Source organism: Novosphingobium sp. 17-62-19, from assembly GCF_002256775.1.
Lineage (GTDB): Bacteria > Pseudomonadota > Alphaproteobacteria > Sphingomonadales > Sphingomonadaceae > Novosphingobium.
This window is the reverse complement of the sequence record NZ_NCII01000076.1, coordinates 1-16,584: the sequence shown is the minus strand read 5'-3', so window position 1 is coordinate 16,584 and position 16,584 is coordinate 1. Positions and strand designations below refer to the sequence as shown.

Annotated in this window: 15 protein-coding genes; 10 read left to right on the top strand and 5 right to left on the bottom strand. The window is 59.4% G+C overall.

Annotation, left to right across the window (positions count from 1 at the left end):
* The first annotated feature begins 364 nt into the window (after window positions 1-364).
* Window positions 365-1,693 (top strand): hypothetical protein, encoded by a 1,329-nt coding sequence (locus B7X90_RS13585; RefSeq protein ID WP_292625272.1) that lies wholly within the window; start codon window positions 365-367, stop codon window positions 1,691-1,693.
* 81 nt (window positions 1,694-1,774) lie between these two features.
* On the opposite strand, the gene B7X90_RS13580 is transcribed toward B7X90_RS13585, so the two are convergent.
* Window positions 1,775-2,425, bottom strand: a complete 651-nt coding sequence (locus B7X90_RS13580) for a carbonic anhydrase (protein WP_292625271.1) — start codon at window positions 2,423-2,425, stop codon at window positions 1,775-1,777.
* Between the two features lie 65 nt (window positions 2,426-2,490).
* Between B7X90_RS13580 and lipA the strand changes: the two genes are divergently transcribed.
* Window positions 2,491-3,435: a lipoyl synthase gene (lipA, locus tag B7X90_RS13575; RefSeq protein WP_292625270.1), complete on the top strand. Its 945-nt coding sequence runs from the start codon at window positions 2,491-2,493 to the stop codon at window positions 3,433-3,435.
* A 2-nt stretch (window positions 3,436-3,437) separates the two neighbouring features.
* A complete protein-coding gene (locus tag B7X90_RS13570) occupies window positions 3,438-3,899 on the top strand; it encodes a type II toxin-antitoxin system RatA family toxin (protein ID WP_292625268.1) in 462 nt (153 codons plus the stop codon).
* Here B7X90_RS13570 and B7X90_RS13565 read toward each other — a convergent pair.
* From B7X90_RS13565 to B7X90_RS13555, 3 genes are read right to left on the bottom strand one after another with little or no spacing between them, the layout of a single operon-like run.
* Entirely contained in the window at window positions 3,860-4,363 is a 504-nt protein-coding gene (locus tag B7X90_RS13565) for a CinA family protein (RefSeq protein WP_292625266.1), read from the bottom strand. The two genes, B7X90_RS13570 and B7X90_RS13565, sit on opposite strands and share 40 nt — an antisense overlap.
* A 4-nt stretch (window positions 4,364-4,367) precedes the next feature.
* Window positions 4,368-4,919, bottom strand: a complete 552-nt coding sequence (locus B7X90_RS13560) for a hypothetical protein (RefSeq protein WP_292625264.1) — start codon at window positions 4,917-4,919, stop codon at window positions 4,368-4,370.
* A 21-nt stretch (window positions 4,920-4,940) separates the two neighbouring features.
* Entirely contained in the window at window positions 4,941-6,101 is a 1,161-nt protein-coding gene (locus tag B7X90_RS13555; protein ID WP_292625262.1) for a bifunctional 2-C-methyl-D-erythritol 4-phosphate cytidylyltransferase/2-C-methyl-D-erythritol 2,4-cyclodiphosphate synthase, read from the bottom strand.
* A 101-nt stretch (window positions 6,102-6,202) separates the two neighbouring features.
* Between B7X90_RS13555 and dusB the strand changes: the two genes are divergently transcribed.
* From dusB to hflX, 7 genes are all read left to right on the top strand, one after another.
* Complete coding sequence (dusB, locus tag B7X90_RS13550; protein WP_292625260.1) at window positions 6,203-7,252, top strand: tRNA dihydrouridine synthase DusB; 1,050 nt, start codon at window positions 6,203-6,205, stop codon at window positions 7,250-7,252.
* Window positions 7,249-8,364, top strand: coding sequence for an ATP-binding protein (locus tag B7X90_RS13545; RefSeq protein ID WP_292625259.1), 1,116 nt, complete (start codon window positions 7,249-7,251; stop codon window positions 8,362-8,364). Before dusB ends, B7X90_RS13545 begins: the two co-directional genes overlap by 4 nt.
* A complete protein-coding gene (locus tag B7X90_RS13540; protein ID WP_292625258.1) occupies window positions 8,361-9,797 on the top strand; it encodes a sigma-54 dependent transcriptional regulator in 1,437 nt (478 codons plus the stop codon). The genes B7X90_RS13545 and B7X90_RS13540 overlap by 4 nt, the downstream gene beginning before the upstream one ends.
* A gap of 102 nt (window positions 9,798-9,899) precedes the next feature.
* On the top strand, window positions 9,900-12,128 hold the full coding sequence (locus B7X90_RS13535) for an ATP-binding protein (RefSeq protein ID WP_292625257.1): 2,229 nt from the start codon (window positions 9,900-9,902) through the stop codon (window positions 12,126-12,128).
* Between the two features lie 12 nt (window positions 12,129-12,140).
* Window positions 12,141-13,526: a sigma-54 dependent transcriptional regulator gene (locus tag B7X90_RS13530; protein WP_292625256.1), complete on the top strand. Its 1,386-nt coding sequence runs from the start codon at window positions 12,141-12,143 to the stop codon at window positions 13,524-13,526.
* A gap of 191 nt (window positions 13,527-13,717) precedes the next feature.
* On the top strand, window positions 13,718-14,293 hold the full coding sequence (gene hfq, locus B7X90_RS13525; protein ID WP_292625255.1) for an RNA chaperone Hfq: 576 nt from the start codon (window positions 13,718-13,720) through the stop codon (window positions 14,291-14,293).
* Window positions 14,290-15,645: a GTPase HflX gene (gene hflX / locus B7X90_RS13520; protein ID WP_292625273.1), complete on the top strand. Its 1,356-nt coding sequence runs from the start codon at window positions 14,290-14,292 to the stop codon at window positions 15,643-15,645. The genes hfq and hflX overlap by 4 nt, the downstream gene beginning before the upstream one ends.
* Here the strand turns inward: hflX and mazG are convergent.
* Entirely contained in the window at window positions 15,626-16,402 is a 777-nt protein-coding gene (gene mazG, locus B7X90_RS13515) for a nucleoside triphosphate pyrophosphohydrolase (RefSeq protein ID WP_292625253.1), read from the bottom strand. The two genes, hflX and mazG, sit on opposite strands and share 20 nt — an antisense overlap.
* Window positions 16,403-16,584 lie beyond the last annotated feature (182 nt).

Here is a 16,584-nt window from a genome sequence, read left to right as displayed (position 1 = left end):
GCGGGGGCAGGGGGGTCGATGATCGTGGTGTCGTCGCTCACTGGAACAGCTTTTCGTTATAATGACAAAGGGCGGACAAAGTCCCTAGCCCCATTGCCCGGCGATAGCCAGCAATGCAGCCGGAATAGCCTCCAATCCCGCCCTGTTTTCCACATTTGCGAGCGCGTGCGACAAGTTGCCTGAATATTCGGACGAGGCGCCATTCAATCAGCGTTCACGGCAACAAGGATAGGGCACAAACCGTTGCCAAAGGGGTATTTCCGCGCCACTAGCGGAAGCGACCACAGGTGAGAGGACCAAGGGTGCGCAAGGCCGGGGCAGGGTCGCCCCTCGCGCGCATCGGGTTGAACAGGAGACAATTTCTATGCGTGCTACTTTCAAGCGTTTGACTGGCGGCATGATCGGCAAGACGGCGCTGGCCATTGCCCTGACCACCGGCGCGCTGACGGTCGGTGCGACCGCCGCGTCCGCCAAGGAAAAAGAACCCAAGGTCGAAAAGGCCAGCTATTCGAAGGAATTCGTGGCTGCCGCCGGCCCCATGCAAAAGACGATGACTGCGCTCGACGAGGCCAAGAAAAAGGGTGCAGATGCTGCTGCGCAAAAGGCGCTGTTGGCAAATGCACCGGCTGAACTTGCTGCAGCAGAAGCGGCAATCAAGACGCGGCTCGACCGTATGGCCGCCGGTGGCTGGGCCGTTAGCGTCGGTGGCACGCTTGACAATATTGCAATGCGCCAGCGCGGGATTCAGAATATGCTCGACAGCGGTCAAGTGCCTGCTGCGAACGTTACGGAATACCAGTTCTACCTTGGCAATTTTGCTTATTCAAACAAGGACTATGCGACGGCAGTGAAGGCGCTGACGGCAGTAGTCGCTGCCAACTACAAAGATGACACTGCGGCGGAATTGCTTGCCGATTCCTATGCCCAGCAGGGTCAGAATGCAGAGGCGCTCGGCGCTCTGAAAAGCGCTGTTGACGCGCGGAAGGCTGCCGGAGGCGTTGTTCCTGAAGGCTGGTTCAAGCGTGCAAACCTGATTGCCTACAAGAGCAAGCTCGGGCCGCAAGCCATCGAGTGGTCAACGATGATGGTCGAGAATGATCCAACACCGCTCAACTGGCTTGGTGCTGGCCAACTTGTTCGTGAATTTGGTCAGTTTACCAGTCAGGAATCGGTAGATCTTGGACGGCTGCTGCTGCGTTCAGGTGGTTTCGAGAATGACCCGAAGTACGTCGAACGTGAATACGTCGAATACATCGAATCTGCCGATCCACGCCGTCTTCCCGGAGAAGTGCTGAAGGTTGCCAACAAGGGCGTGCAAGCTGGCGTGTTGAAGGCCAACGATGCGTTCGTCGCCGATGCGTTGTCGCAGGCCAAGGGACGTATCACGGCGGACAAGGCCTCGCTCCCTTCGCTCGACAAGGAAGCCCGCGCGGGTAAAGATGGCAAAAGCGCGCTCGCCATGGCAGACGCTTACCTCTCGTATGACGAACCGGCCAAGGCCGAGGAAATGTACAAGATGGCAATCGAAAAGGGCGCGATCGACAAGGACCGCGCGCTGACGCGTTTGGGTATTGCGCAGGTCGATCAGGACAAGTTCGAAGAGGCCAAGGCCAGCTTCGCGCAAGTTACCGGTGCGCGCGCCAGCCTTGCTCGCCTGTGGTCGGCCTTTGCTACCACGCAGGCACGTCCCTGATACTTTAAAGTCGGCTAAAAACAGAAAGGGCGGTCCCGCCGGGGCCGCCCTTTTCGCATCGCTGGTGAAGTGCTTGCATCCTTACACGGCTGGGGCGAACTCTCCGCTTTCATCATCGAGCACATGCAAAATGCCGTCAGTGATCGCAAAGAAAGCGCCGCGCAGCTGCAATTCACCGTCTGCTTCCTTGCGGCTCACGAAAGGAAAAGTGCGCAAATTGGCAATGCTCTGCCGAACACCCGCCATTTCCATCGCCTGCTCCGCCACGCGGCCTTCGGTTCCGTGCTTGGCAACGACTTCCTCACGCACATCATCAAGCAATGAAATCCAGTCGGTGACAAAGCCGCCATCGCCCGGCGCAGTGCCCTTCAAGCTGTGCGTCAACGCCGCCTTGCAGCCACCGCACATGCCGTGGCCCATAACCATGACTTCCTTTACTTTCAGCACCTGAACGGCAAATTCGAGCGCCGCGGAAACGCCGTGATGGCCGGGTGTCGTCTCGAACGGTGGGACCATTGCGGCGACGTTGCGCACTACAAAGATCTCACCCGGATCAACGTCGAAAATTTGCGCCGGATCGACACGGCTATCGGAACAGGCGATCACCATGACTTGTGGCTCCTGTCCTTCGCGCAGTTCGCGCCAACGCTCGAGCCGTCGGTTCCATCCGGTTTCGCGGAAGCGACGGTAACCTGCAAGCAGGTGGCTAAGCTCTGGTGATGTCTGGGTCATGTTCAAGCTAATGGTCGTAACGATAGGGTCTTTCAAGAGCACCGGTTACCGCCTATCTGGTCAGAATGAACGACCCGGCTCAGAACCTCCGTCCAGAACGCCAGCGCAAGCCTGATTGGATTCGCGTCAAAGCGCCCACCAGCAAAGGATATGGCGAAACGCGCGCGCTGATGCGCGAACTTGGCCTCAACACAGTGTGTGAAGAGGCGGCGTGCCCCAACATCGGCGAATGCTGGACCAAAAAACACGCTACTGTGATGATTCTCGGCGATGTCTGCACTCGCGCCTGTGCGTTCTGCAACGTGAAGACCGGAATGCCCCGCGCGGTTGATCCGCTTGAGCCGATCAACGTAGCCACAGCTGCATCCAAAATGGGCCTTGAACACATTGTCATTACCTCGGTTGATCGTGACGATCTTCCCGATGGTGGCGCAGGGCATTTCGTCAAGGTGATCAAGGCGTTGCGTGAACTGACGCCGAACACCACAATCGAGATTCTGACACCTGATTTCCGCAACAAGATGGAAGCCGCAGTCGAAGCCATCGTCGATGCCGGACCCGACGTCTACAATCACAACCTCGAAACCGTACCGCGATTGTACCCCACGATCCGTCCGGGGGCACGCTACTACGCGTCATTGCGATTGCTCGAACAGGTAAAGCGCCACAACCCGCGCATCTTCACCAAATCTGGTGTGATGCTCGGGCTTGGTGAGGAACGCCTCGAAGTCCATCAGGTAATGGACGACATGCGTTCGGCCCAGATCGATTTTCTGACGATGGGCCAGTATCTGCAGCCCACGCCCAAGCACGCCAAAGTGATTGAATTCGTCACGCCCAAGGCATTTGAGGCTTATGGTGCGATTGCTCGTGCCAAGGGCTTCCTGCAGGTTGCCGCCACGCCGCTGACCCGTTCAAGCTATCACGCGGGCGATGATTTCCGTGCCATGCGCGCCACCCGCGAAGCGCAATTGGCCAAGGTTGCCCAAAAGGCAGCAGCGCAGAGCTGAACTTGCCCCGGATCGTCGAAAACCGTGACCTGAAATGGTCGGCAGAACAGATGTATGATCTGGTCGCCGATGTGCGGCGCTATGCCGAATTTTTGCCGTGGGTGGTGGGTACGCGCATCAAGTCGGACAGCGAGGAAGAAATGATCGCCGACCTGCTCGTGGGGTTCAGCGCGCTGCGGGAGAAATTCACCTCCCGCGTTCTCAAAACCCGGCCGAGCCAGATCAGGGTTGAGTATATCGATGGTCCGCTGAAACGGCTGGAGAATGACTGGACTTTCACACCAAAGGCCGATGGTGGATGCACCATCGGCTTCAGCGTGGATTTCACGTTCCGCAACGCGATCTTTGAAAAAATCGCAGGCCAGTACCTCGATGCAGCATTCCGCAAAATGGTCGCCGCTTTTGAAAAGCGCGCCGAACAGCTTTACGGCAGCAATAGTTCAAGTGCCGTCAGCGTCGCTTGAAAACGGACATCGGCCCGCGTTGTTGCGGTGTCGAACAATTTGAGTTCGGCGTTGGTCGCTTCCGGGTCTTCCCCGCGCTTGGCACAGGCGAACACCACCGTGCCCACTGGCTTCTGATCGGACCCGCCGTCTGGCCCGGCAACACCCGTGATCGCCACGGCCACGTCAGCAGATGACTTCTTCAACGCGCCTTGCGCCATCGACCAGGCGACGGCGATGGAAACTGCGCCAAACGTATCGATCAGATCCTCAGAAACGCCGAGCATTTCCGTCTTGGCTTCGTTGGAATAGGTAACAAACCCCCGGTCAAGCACAGCCGAACTGCCGGGCACTTCGGTCAATGCAGCTGCAACCAGCCCGCCAGTGCAACTTTCAGCAACCGCGATCGTGCGGTTCAATGCCGCGTTTTCTGCGATGACGCGTCGTGCAAGATTGCCGATTTCCGGGGGAAGGAGGCTCTCCATGCGATCAGGCCGCCGTCTTGCAAATCGGGAATGAAGATGTCTTGCCCGGCTTCGGCTTGTCCGAAAGCACCAGCACGAACGTCACCAATTCCGCCGTGTTCTCCGGCGGAAGCGGTGACAGCAGCCGCACGCCGCGCTCGATTGCGGTGCACTGGGTCGGCTTGATTTCACTACCGACCATCTCACTGACGATGCCTTCGACGAAAGGCTGCACCGCTTCGTCCGGCATATTGGCGATGGTATCGACCATCTTACTGTCCTTGGTCGAACCCAATTTCAGAAATGCCGCTTTTGCCATCGGCCAGTTGGCTTCCTTTCGCGCGGCGTAGCGACCGAGGAATTCGGTCCCACGCGTGGCGAAATAACCGTTGGTCGCTAGGTGCGGCTTGCAGCTCTTCATCGTGCCTCCAATCACCGCAGGCAGGGCATAGCCTACCAGCGCCGTTACTTCGGCCTCGGAAAGGCACGAGGCAGGGGTGGTTGCAGCTTGCGCCAGTTGCGACTGAAACAGCGTAAGGCCAGCTGAAGCTGCCAAAGCAAATCGCGAAATCGTCATGTGATTCAAGCTCCTGCAAGGTCAACGGGCATGTACTGTTGCCACCGCCTGTGCCGCAATTCCTTCGCCGCGCCCGGTCAACCCCAAGCGCTCGGTAGTTGTCGCCTTGACCGAGACAGCGCCCAAGTCAATCCCGAGAATCCGCGCAAGCGCGCCGCGCATCACTGCCTTGTGCGGCCCAATCTTGGGAGCCTCGCAGATAACAGTGACATCGACGTTGCTGATGTCGAAACCGGCCGCGCGCACCAATGACGCTGCGTGGGCAAGGAACCTGTCGGAAGAAGCACCCTTCCACTGCGGGTCAGACGGAGGAAAGTGATCGCCAATGTCGCCCGCTGCGATAGCGCCGAGCAGGGCATCGACCAGCGCATGAATGGCGACGTCGGCGTCAGAATGGCCCGAAAGCCCTTTGTCATGGGGGATTTTTACGCCGCACAGCCACAGTTCCTCGCCGTCCACAAGGCGGTGAACATCGAAACCCATTCCGGTGCGGACCTGACCGCCCATAGCCTGCTCCTCAAGATCGGCTGCAAATGTCACCTTACGCAACGCTTCATCGCCATCGATCAGCAGCACATCATGACCCGCCGCCATCGCCACTTGTGCGTCATCTCCTGCCTCCGGCGCACTGGCCCACGCCCGATGTGCGGCAAGGATTGCGGCATAGTCAAACGCCTGCGGTGTCTGCACGCGGTACAACTCCTCGCGCGTCACTGGATGAAGAATTGCGCCTTCAGCCCCGCGCACCATGCTGTCCACCACAGGCAAAACCGGAACAGCACCTAACGCGCCATCCAACGCACCTAACAGGCCATTAATGACAGCGCGGGGGAGTACAGGGCGTGCAGCATCGTGGATCAGGACTTTGGCTGGAGCATCTGCTTCCAACGCTTCAAGCGCCACTCGAACCGACTCCTGCCGCGTCGCCCCGCCCACCACGAATCGCACCGGCGAGAGGCCTGCAAGAGCGTCAGCGGCAACCGCTTCCCAGCCATCAGGGATTGCGACCACCACCGGATCAATCCCTGCCTCCAGCAGCGCCTCAACCGAGTGGCGCAACAGCGGCTTTCCTCGCCAAATCACGAACTGCTTGGGCAACACACCGCCCGTCCGCAGCCCTTTGCCCGCAGCGACAACAATTGCCGCGATCTGCGTTTGCCCGAGAGATTGAGAAGCGTTCATTCGCCGCGCCTCTACCAGCGCTTGGCCTTCGGGAGCAACAGCCTTGCCGTTTCATCTGCAATCGACTAAGCGCTGCCTGTTTTTTAGGCAGTTATCGATCCATGTCCGAAGTCCCCGTTCCACCCCAATTGAAGCCCATCAAGGTCGGTCCTGTCACCGTCGATTGCCCGGTCGTGCTTGCACCGATGACCGGCGTATCAGACTTGCCGTTCCGCACCATCGTACGCCGCTTCGGTTCTGGGCTGAACGTGACCGAGATGATCGCCAGCCCCGCCGCGATCCGCGAAACGCGCCAGTCGATCCAGAAGGCTGCGTGGCATCCGATCGAAGAGCCGGTCTCGATGCAACTTGTCGGGTGCGAGCCTGACCAGATGGCCGAAGCCGCGAAGCTCTCGGAGGACAAGGGCGCGGCGATCATCGATATAAACATGGGCTGCCCGGTCCGCAAAGTCGTCAATGGCGACGCCGGTTCGGCGCTGATGCGTGACATACCGCTCGCCACCCGCCTGATCGAAGCGACGGTGAAGGCAGTGAATGTCCCGGTCACGGTCAAGATGCGCATGGGCTGGTGCCACGACAGCCTCAACGCGCCGGAACTCGCACGCATCGCCGAAGATCTGGGCGCAAAGATGATCACCGTCCACGGCCGCACACGCAACCAGTTGTACAAGGGGACTGCCGATTGGGCCTTCGTGCGCAGCGTGAAGGATGCGGTGTCCATCCCCGTTATCGTCAACGGCGACATTTGCGGGATCGAGGACGTGGCCACGGCCATCGCGCAAAGCGGTGCGGATGGCGTGATGATCGGGCGCGGCTCCTATGGCCGCCCTTGGCTGTTGGGTCAGATCATGCACTGGCTGAACACCGGTGAACGTCTCGCTGATCCGACCCTGCCAGAACAATACGCCCTGATCGTCGAGCACTACCACGCGATGCAGGAGCATTACGGCACAATCACCGGCGTCAACATGGCGCGCAAGCACATGGGCTGGTACACCAAGGGCCTCCACGGCTCAGCCGATTTCCGCAACAAGGTCAACTTCATCGACGATCCTAAGGCTGTTCTGGCCAGTCTCGCCGACTTCTATGGCCGTGCGATTGAGCACCAACTTGCCGCCGCAGAAGCCACCGGCCAGCGCGCCGCCGCATGATCGCGCTCCCCGACTGGCGCCGTTCCGAACCCGGGCAAAAACCTGAACCCAAGCGCGTTGTCGCCAGTCTGCCGCTTGCACTCCTGCAACTCGACCCGGATCTGATCGTAGCGACGGTCAATCCGGCAGCCGAGCAGCTTATGGGGCAAAGCTACCGCCGCCTCGTCGGCAAATCGGTCGCCGAACTGTTCGATTTCGAAGAACCGCTGATCCTCGGTCGGCTTGCCGATGGCGAGGCACAGCTTTTCGCGCGCGGCGTTCGTGTGCGCATCATGGGACAGCCACCCCGTCGGTTCGATGTGATGACCAGCCCGGTCACACATTGTCCGGGCTGGCAATTGCTGATGCTTCATGAAGGCGTCGGCGTCGAGGCGTTGACCGGTGATGGCAGCGGCGCGGGGGGCGGAGAGGGCATTGCCTTGCGTGCGCCGGAAGTGCTCGCGCATGAAATCAAGAACCCGCTGGCAGGCATACGCGGCGCAGCGCAGTTGCTCGACCGCAAGTTGTCCGAAAGCGACCGCGCGATGACCGGCCTCATTACGGCCGAAGTGGATCGCATTGCAAAGCTGATAGACCAGATGCAGTCGCTCTCGCGTCGCAGCGCGGAGCCTGCTCAACAATGCAACCTTCATGAAGCGGTGCGTCGTGCGCAGGCCGTGCTCACGGCGGCACATCCCGCAGCGATAATCGAGGAGGCGTTCGACCCGTCGCTTCCGCCAATCATGGCCAACCCAGATTCGCTAGTGCAAGTCCTGCTTAACCTGATGAGCAATGCGCGAGAGGCGTGCCAGCACGAAGCTGCCCCCAAGATCTCGGTGCGCACCCGCTTTGCCAGCGGTATCCAACTGCACGCCGGGCCTGGCGGGAAGCCGTTGCGTTTGCCGATTGAACTGCGGGTCTCAGACAATGGTCCGGGAATCGATCCCAAGCTGCGCGATCACATCTTTGAACCCTTTGTCACAGCCAAAAAAAACGGGCAGGGCCTTGGCCTTGCGTTGGTCCAAAAGCTTGTGCGTGAAATGAATGGCCGCATCACGCATGACCGCGACGAAACGCAGGGCCTGACCCATTTCCGAATTCACCTGCCCGTCGCCGGATCGGTGCAGCCATGAGCAAGCGCATTCTGTTGGTCGAGGACGATGCTTCGATCGCTCTTGTCATCACCGCCGCACTCGAAGCCGAAGGGTTTGAAGTCGACCGCTGCGATTCTGTCGCCGGTCGTGACCGCTTCCTTGCAGGGGCTGACTATCGCTTGCTGCTGACAGACGTCATGCTCACCGACGGCGATGGCATCGAAACGCTCGGCCCGGTGCGCGAGGCTCATCCGTCGCTGCCAATTATCATTCTTTCAGCGCAAAACACACTCGATACGGCTGTCCGCGCAAGCGACACCGGCGCCTTCGAATACTTCCCCAAACCATTCGATCTGGAAGAACTGGTTCGCACTGTCACCCAGGCCATCGGCATGGCTGAAGCAGCGGAACCAGATTTGCCGCAGGACGTGCCGGAAGGGTTGCCACTGGTCGGGCGCAGCACGGCGATGCAGGCGGTCTACCGCATGATTACGCGTGTTCTGCGCAACGATCTGACGGTCCTGATCCTTGGTGAATCCGGCACGGGCAAAGAACTGGTGGCAGAAGCAATCCATCAGCTTGGCAATCGTCGCGCAGGCCCTTTCATCGCTGTAAACACCGCAGCAATCCCCGGCGAACTGATTGAAAGCGAACTGTTCGGGCACGAAAAAGGCGCGTTCACAGGCGCAGTTGCCCGCTCCATCGGCAAATTCGAGCAGGCCAGTGGAGGCACACTGTTCCTTGATGAAATTGGCGACATGCCGATGCAGGCACAGACCCGTCTGCTGCGGGCATTGCAATCAGGCCGGATCCGCCGGGTCGGCGGGCGAGACGAGATTACCCTCGATTGCCGGATCGTTGCCGCCACCAATCGCGACCTCTTGCCGATGATCGCTGCCGGTACGTTTCGCGAAGACCTATACTATCGCCTTGCCGTCGTCCCGATCGAGTTGCCGCCTTTGCGCGAACGGGCCGACGATATCGAAGCCCTTTCCCGCCATTTTTTGGTTCGTGCTGCCGCTGAAGGCTTGCCACGCCGTCAGTTGACCCAAGCGGGAGCGGAATTGCTCGCTCGTCAGCCTTGGCGCGGCAACGTGCGGGAACTGCGCAACTTCATTTATCGTCTCGCCTTGCTGGCCCGTGACGAACTGGTCGATGCGGCAACGATCGAACCCTTGCTTGCCCAGGCAGAAGGCGCCAGCACCCACGGATCTGTCGAAGGCCCTGCAGGCGATCCGTCCGATCTGGCGGCGGCGGTAGATCATTGGATTGCCGACAACGCCCTTACGCCCGGCACCGTCTATGACACTGCGCTGGCCGCTTTTGAACGACCACTATTTCTCAACGTCCTCGCGCAGACCGGAGGCAACCAACTCCGCGCTGCGCAAATACTCGGCATCAACCGGAACACCTTGCGAAAGCGCCTAGTAGACCTTTCAATTTCGCCGGAAGATGTTGCGCGACGAGACTGATCCCACGCCCTTGGCTAGGGATTTGTAATTCATCCGGTGCCGTAGGGCGTTGGTCGGTTTCCACTTGCATTTATGCAACAGTGGTGTTGTTACCTTGCAACGATGCAACAGGCCGGCAAAGTCTCCATCCGCCGAATGCCGCGCTGGTATCGCCGCGCGCTCCTAAGCCTGCGTCGCGCAAACGTCTTCTTCCTGCTTGAAGTTGCCGCAACGACCATACTAGCCCTGATGCTATCCGTCAGCTGGCTGACGTTGACGGGCGCCAGCTCTGACGGCCAGATATTGCCCTCACGTCTGACGTCGAGCCTGCTCATCGGCACACTTGTTCCAGCCATGGCATTGCTCGTGCTCGGCGGTCGCCGTCTCGCAATTCGGCGCGCTACCAAAAGCCTCCTAGGGTCAAGCGGACGCCTCCACGTTCGCCTCGTCTGGCTGTTCTCGCTGATCGCGGCGATCCCGACGCTGCTGGTCGTTGTTTTCGCATCGCTGCTGTTCCAGTCGGGCGTGGAGTTTTGGTTCTCCGACAATTCGCGCGGTATGCTGGAAAACGCGAACCAACTCGCGCGTGGTTATTACGAAGATAAGCTGCGCGATGTTGGCAACGAAACGATCGCCATGGCAGGCGACATTCGCGACTATCTCAATCAGGCTCCGATTACGTCTACCGAATTCGCTGAGGGCTATTCCTATCAGGTGCTCGGCCGCAAGATGAACGAGTCAGCCATTCTTGAGCGTATGCCCGATGGCTCGTTGCGCACGGCTGCCATCGTCGACCCTGAAAAGAGTGAACGCCAGCAACGCGTCACCAATCAGGATCTGAAGCGCCTGGATTCAGGCGAAATGGTCGTAGTAAATGCTTCTGCCGAACGGATCGAGGCGATCACCCCGGTAGACAAGCAGCGCGGCATCTATCTTTACGCCGCCAGAACCTCGAACGCGCTCGCGCTTGAACAGTGGGAACGTGCGCAGACCGTTCTTAAATCCTACGACATGCTGACAACGCGCGCCCGGGCGCTGCAACTGCGCTTCAATGTCCTGCTTTTCGCGGTCAGTCTTGCACTGGTCGCCGTCGCCGTCTGGGCTGCACTGCGCTTTGCTGACCGGCAAGTTGCTCCTTTGGCCGAACTCGTTTCAGCCGCTCGCACCATAGGCAGCGGCAACTTCGCCATGCGCGTTGCACAAAGCAGCGGTACCGATGAAGTCGGCCTGCTTGCACGCGCGTTCAACCGCATGACGCAACAGTTGGAAGGCCAGACGCAAGCGCTGGTTACTGCCAATGCCCAGCTTGAGGTGCGCCGCGCCTTTATTGAGGCCGTGCTCGAATCCATCACCGCCGGAATCATCTCGATCGGGCGCGACGGGGCAGTGCAACTGATCAATTCCTCGGCCCAGCGCGTTCTTGTGCCCTCCGATGCACCAAGCCCGATTGGCCGTCCACTGGACGAACTCTCGCCCGTTTTTTCTCAACTCGTCGCTTCGGGCCAGCCCAACAACGTCATTCAGCACCCGCTTGACGGTGACCTTCGCACGCTGGCGGTGCGCGTGGCCGAGGACAGCAATGGGCACGTCATCACGTTTGAAGACATCACCCGCCAATTGCTCGATCAACGCCGTGCTGCATGGTCAGACGTTGCCCGCCGCATCGCACACGAAATCAAGAATCCGCTCACGCCGATCCAACTCGCTACCGAACGTTTGAAGCGCCGCTACGGACGTCAAATCGAGAATGACCCAGAACTGTTCGAAGAACTGACGAACACGATCATCCGGCAGGTGGGCGACTTGCGCAAAATGGTCGATGAATTCTCCTCGTTCGCTCGCCTGCCCAAGCCGGTATTCCGGGCCGAGGATGCCAGTGACCTCGTGCGCCAGTCGTTGTTCCTGCAAGAAGTGGCCCACGCCAACGTTGATTTCAGCTTCGCTTGCAATGAACCTTCTATGCCTGTGCAATGTGATCGCCACCAGTTCGGCCAGGTCATGACCAACGTTCTCAAAAATGCGGTTGAAGCAATCGAAATGCGCGCCAAGCTAGCAGATGTGGATTATCGTGGACGCATCGCTGTCACCCTCGCAGGCGATCACCAGACTGTTACCGTCAGCGTCACCGACAATGGCATCGGCCTTCCAGCCGAGCGGGACCGCATTCTTGAACCCTACATGACCACGCGTGAAAAGGGCACCGGCCTCGGCCTCGCCATCGTTCACAAGATCGTCGAAGAACACGGCGGCGAGATGGCCTTCACGCCAGAACCGGGTGGCGGCACCCGCGTCACCATGCGGTTTGCACGCGATCCCCTCACTACCTCACCTGCACACGCTGAACAGGACTGACAGGACCCCAACATGGCACTCGATATCCTCATCGTGGACGACGAACGCGACATCCGCGAACTCGTCGCTGGCGTTCTCTCCGACGAAGGCTACGGCTGCCGCCTTGCTGCAGACAGCACATCGGCCCTTGCGGCGATAGACGAACGCCGTCCCAGCCTCGTCTTGCTCGACGTCTGGCTCCACGGAAGCCCGATGGACGGCCTCGAAGTGCTTGACGAGATCAAACGGCGTGAGCCTGAGCTGCCGGTTATCATCTTCTCGGGCCACGGAAACATCGACACCGCCGTCTCTGCCATCGGGCGCGGCGCAATGGATTTCCTCGAAAAACCGTTCGAAGCCGAACGCCTGCTTCTGCTGGTTGAACGCGCCACGGAAACTGAGCGGCTGCGCCGCGAAAACCAACGCCTTCGCCAAGGTTTTGCCATGGCAGAGGAATTTACCGGCAACAGTTCTGCGATCAATCAAGTACGCGCAACGCTCAAGCGCGTGGCAAACACCGGTAGTCGTCTGCTCATCACCGGCCCTGCCGGATCGGGCAAAGAGGTCGCAGCGCGCCTGCTTCATTCGTGGAGCCCCCGCGCGCAGAACGCATTCGTCACAGTCAATTCCGCGCGCATCACGCCTGAACGCTTTGAACAGGAACTGTTCGGCGAGGAAGTGGACGGCAAGCTGGTGAGGGCAGGGCTGCTCGAAATGGCCGATGGAGGCACGCTCTTCCTTGACGAGGTCTCGGACATGCCACCGTCCAGCCAGGCCCGAATTCTCCGGGTTCTAACGGAGCAGTCCTTCGTCCGTGTCGGCGGGCACCGCCAGTTGCGCGTCGATGTGCGGGTCGTCTCCTCCTCATCCCGTCCCCTCGAAAAGGAAATCGCCGAACGCCGCTTTCGCGAAGACCTTTACTACCGGCTCAACGTCGTACCCGTTGCCATTCCCTCCCTGATTGAACGTAGGGATGACATCCCGGCGCTTGTCGACCACTTCTTTGCCCGTTGTGCCAACGAACAGGGCGTTACACCGCCGGCTGTTTCGCCTGAGGCAATGGCGGCAATGCAGAGCTATGATTGGCCCGGGAACGTGCGCCAGCTTCGCAATGTCGTGGAGCGCACCGTGATTCTTGCGCCACGGGATCGGCTTGCACGCATCGATTCCGATTTGTTGCCTTCGGAAATCGTGGCCACCCCCATAGGCGGTGATTCGGGCGGCTCCACATTGATGGGCGTGCCCCTGCGTGAGGCGCGTGAGAACTTTGAGCGCGAGTACCTTAAGGTCCAAATTCGCCGGTTTTCGGGCAATATCTCCAAGACCGCCAGCTTCATTGGCATGGAGCGTTCGGCACTCCACCGTAAACTCAAGCTCTTGGGTATGGCTGAACGACGGGATGACGACGATGAAGACTGACGGCAGCCTTGGTCTTGCATTTCGCTTCGTGAATACGCATTAAGGCGGAACTTGTTGCAATTTCCCATGTTTACGGGAGAGCCGCAGGGACATAAACTCGTCAACTAACCCGGCCAGAATGCTTTTGCACTAAGGCCAGATCGCGAAGGCCCACCAACGGGCTGAGCCAATAGAAAATGGAGTCACGTGAAATGACCGGCAAAACGTTAACCGCACGTCCGCGAGCAAAGGCCGAACCTGCTCCCGTTGCAGAAGCTGCCGCGCCTGTAACCGGCCCAACCGGCGGGAAGGGGCAGAACCTTCAGGACCTGTTCCTCAACCACTTGCGCAAAAACAAGATTCCAGTCACGATGTTCCTCGTGAAGGGCGTCAAGCTTCAGGGCATCGTCACGTGGTTCGATAACTTCTCGATCCTGCTGCGCCGCGATGGCCAATCACAACTGGTTTACAAGCACGCGATCTCCACGATCATGCCCGCACAGCAATTGTCGGTTGCACACTTCCAGTCCGGCGGTGAAGAAAATGGCAAGAAGGCCCGACTGTTGCAGGAAGTGTTCCTGTCCAGCGTGCGTGATGCTGCCGTGCAGGTCACGATGTTTCTGGTCAATGGTGTGATGCTGCAGGGCCGTGTCGCGTCCTATGATCTTTTCTGTATGCTGCTTGAGCGAGAGGGCTATGTCCAACTCGCCTACAAGCACGCTGTTTCTACAATTCAGCCTGCCGGCCACGTTGATCTCACCGGCGACTGGGATGGTGAGGATTCCTGAGTACTTTTGAATTTGGCAATAATACCGGCGACATAGCCGGTGAAGTCACCCGTGGTGCTCGCGCCGTCGTCGTCCTCCCCGATATCAAACAGCGGGGAGGGGGTCTTGGGGTAGATGCAGAAGCTCGGCTTGATGAAGGGCAGGGCCTTGCCCATGCCATCGGCATCGAGGTTGTAGACGCGTTCATCCTGCCCATCCGCGCCGTTCGCCCGGCCACACTGTTCGGCGAAGGTCAGGTCGAGCGAATCGCGGTAGCTTGCAACCAGTCGGATGCCGAACTGGTGATTGTTGATGGCGCACTCTCGGCGATCCAGCAGCGCAATCTTGAGGACAAACTCAAGCGCAAGGTCATCGACCGCACGGGCCTGATCCTTGAAATCTTCGGCGAACGCGCAGCGACGGCTGAAGGTCGCCTGCAAGTCGAACTCGCGCATCTTGATTACCAAGCTGGCCGCCTTGTACGCTCATGGACCCACCTTGAGCGGCAGCGCGGGGGCTTCGGCTTTCTCGGCGGCCCTGGCGAAACCCAGATCGAGGCGGACCGCCGCCAGATACGTGGCCGCATGTCCCGGCTGCGCAAGGAACTCGAACAAGTGCGCCGCACACGCGGCCTCCACCGTGAACGCCGCCAGCGTGCGCCGTGGCCGATAATCGCTCTGGTCGGCTACACCAACGCCGGAAAGTCGACGCTCTTCAATCGCCTGACCGGCGCCGATGTGATGGCCGAAGACCTACTCTTCGCCACGCTCGATCCCACCATGCGTGCGATCCGGCTTCCCGGCGTGGATAAGGCGATCCTGTCCGATACCGTCGGCTTCATCTCCGATCTGCCCACCCAACTCGTCGCGGCGTTTCGTGCCACGCTGGAAGAAGTGACTGCAGCCGATCTGATCGTCCACGTCCGCGACGTCGCCAATCCGGCCTCGGCGGACCAGAAGACCGAAGTTGAACAGATTTTAGCGGATCTCGGCGTCAACGGGGAGGGCGAGCCCACTGTCCCGGTAATCGAGGCATGGAACAAGTGGGACATGCTGACCGCCGATGAACAGGCTATGCGGCACGATCTCATCGCAGCCAAGATTACCGACGTTCCGGTGGTTCCCATCTCGGCGCTGACGGGTGAGGGCATTGATGTCTTGCTCGACCAACTTGGCAAGATGTTAACCGGTGGAGCGCAAACGCTTGAGTTCACCGTGCCGCTGTCAGATGGACAACGTCTGGCTTGGCTCCATGCGCATGGTGACATTCTTGAAGAAAATCAGATTGATGGTGCCGAAAGTGAACCCGCGATGCGCATAAAGGTTCGTCTTACGCAGCGCGAATTGGGCCGATTTACCGCTCTGACTGCTTGACCTCCTGCCACAGCGCTTCCTGTTGATCTAACGAAAGCATGGCAAACTGACCCTGCGCGCGCGCTTCCATGCCGCGGAAGCGCCGCTCGAACTTGGCATTCGCCGCCCGAAGTGCGTCTTCGGGCGCAACGCCACTCTTGCGGACCAGGTTCACCACCGCGAACAGCAAATCGCCCGCTTCTTCCATGCGCTCATCTTCTGAAGAAGCTTCGCGAAGTTCATCAATTTCTTCAAAAACCTTTGCTGCAGCGCCATCTGCATCCGGCCAGTCGAAGCCTTGCCGGGCTGCACGCGTTTGCAGCTTCTCAGCACGCATCAACCCAGGCAATGAACGAGCAACGCCATCCAATGCGCTTTGTGCTCCCTTAGCTTCGCGTTCGGCCGCTTTGGCGCTTTCCCAGCGATCCTCCCGCGATTGGCCTTCATCGCTTTCGTTACCGAACACATGCGGATGGCGCGCTTCCATCTTGTCCGAAATTGCTGCTGCCACGTGGTCAAAAGAGAAGAGGCCGAGTTCCTCAGCCATCCTTGCATGAAACACCACCTGGAGCAGAAGGTCGCCAAGTTCTTCCTTCAACGCTGGCATGTCGTCCCGAGCGATCGCATCATCGACTTCGTAAACTTCCTCAATCGTGTAAGGTGCAATGGTCGAAAAAGTCTGCGCGCAATCCCATTCGCAGCCGTGCTGCGGATCACGCAAGCGCGCCATTATGCCGAGCAGACGTTCAAGATTGGGGGTGGTTACGCCGATCGCCATCGTGTTCATCCGGTCCTTCGATAGGTGGAGCAACTAAGCTCCCGCCCGCTATCAATTGCAAGTCTGATAATAAGTATTATGTAAATAGCGATACCACAACTGTCCATGTAAACTGTGTCCAGTGTGGTGGCGAAAGGCTTGCAGTCACGGTGGTCTTTCAACAGTATCAGCGACCGTGTCCA

What these genes read in the sequence shown, in the direction of transcription:
- lipA (WP_292625270.1), top strand. Translation starts at nt 2,491, where the DNA reads ATGAACGACCCGGCTCAGAACCTCCGTCCAGAACGCCAGCGCAAGCCT.
- B7X90_RS13540 (WP_292625258.1), top strand. Translation starts at nt 8,361, where the DNA reads ATGAGCAAGCGCATTCTGTTGGTCGAGGACGATGCTTCGATCGCTCTT.
- B7X90_RS13560 (WP_292625264.1), bottom strand. Translation starts at nt 4,919, where the DNA reads ATGACGATTTCGCGATTTGCTTTGGCAGCTTCAGCTGGCCTTACGCTG.
- B7X90_RS13585 (WP_292625272.1), top strand. Translation starts at nt 365, where the DNA reads ATGCGTGCTACTTTCAAGCGTTTGACTGGCGGCATGATCGGCAAGACG.
- B7X90_RS13545 (WP_292625259.1), top strand. Translation starts at nt 7,249, where the DNA reads ATGATCGCGCTCCCCGACTGGCGCCGTTCCGAACCCGGGCAAAAACCT.
- B7X90_RS13580 (WP_292625271.1), bottom strand. Translation starts at nt 2,425, where the DNA reads ATGACCCAGACATCACCAGAGCTTAGCCACCTGCTTGCAGGTTACCGT.
- B7X90_RS13565 (WP_292625266.1), bottom strand. Translation starts at nt 4,363, where the DNA reads ATGGAGAGCCTCCTTCCCCCGGAAATCGGCAATCTTGCACGACGCGTC.
- B7X90_RS13555 (WP_292625262.1), bottom strand. Translation starts at nt 6,101, where the DNA reads ATGAACGCTTCTCAATCTCTCGGGCAAACGCAGATCGCGGCAATTGTT.
- mazG (WP_292625253.1), bottom strand. Translation starts at nt 16,402, where the DNA reads ATGGCGATCGGCGTAACCACCCCCAATCTTGAACGTCTGCTCGGCATA.
- dusB (WP_292625260.1), top strand. Translation starts at nt 6,203, where the DNA reads ATGTCCGAAGTCCCCGTTCCACCCCAATTGAAGCCCATCAAGGTCGGT.
- B7X90_RS13530 (WP_292625256.1), top strand. Translation starts at nt 12,141, where the DNA reads ATGGCACTCGATATCCTCATCGTGGACGACGAACGCGACATCCGCGAA.
- hfq (WP_292625255.1), top strand. Translation starts at nt 13,718, where the DNA reads ATGACCGGCAAAACGTTAACCGCACGTCCGCGAGCAAAGGCCGAACCT.
- B7X90_RS13535 (WP_292625257.1), top strand. Translation starts at nt 9,900, where the DNA reads ATGCAACAGGCCGGCAAAGTCTCCATCCGCCGAATGCCGCGCTGGTAT.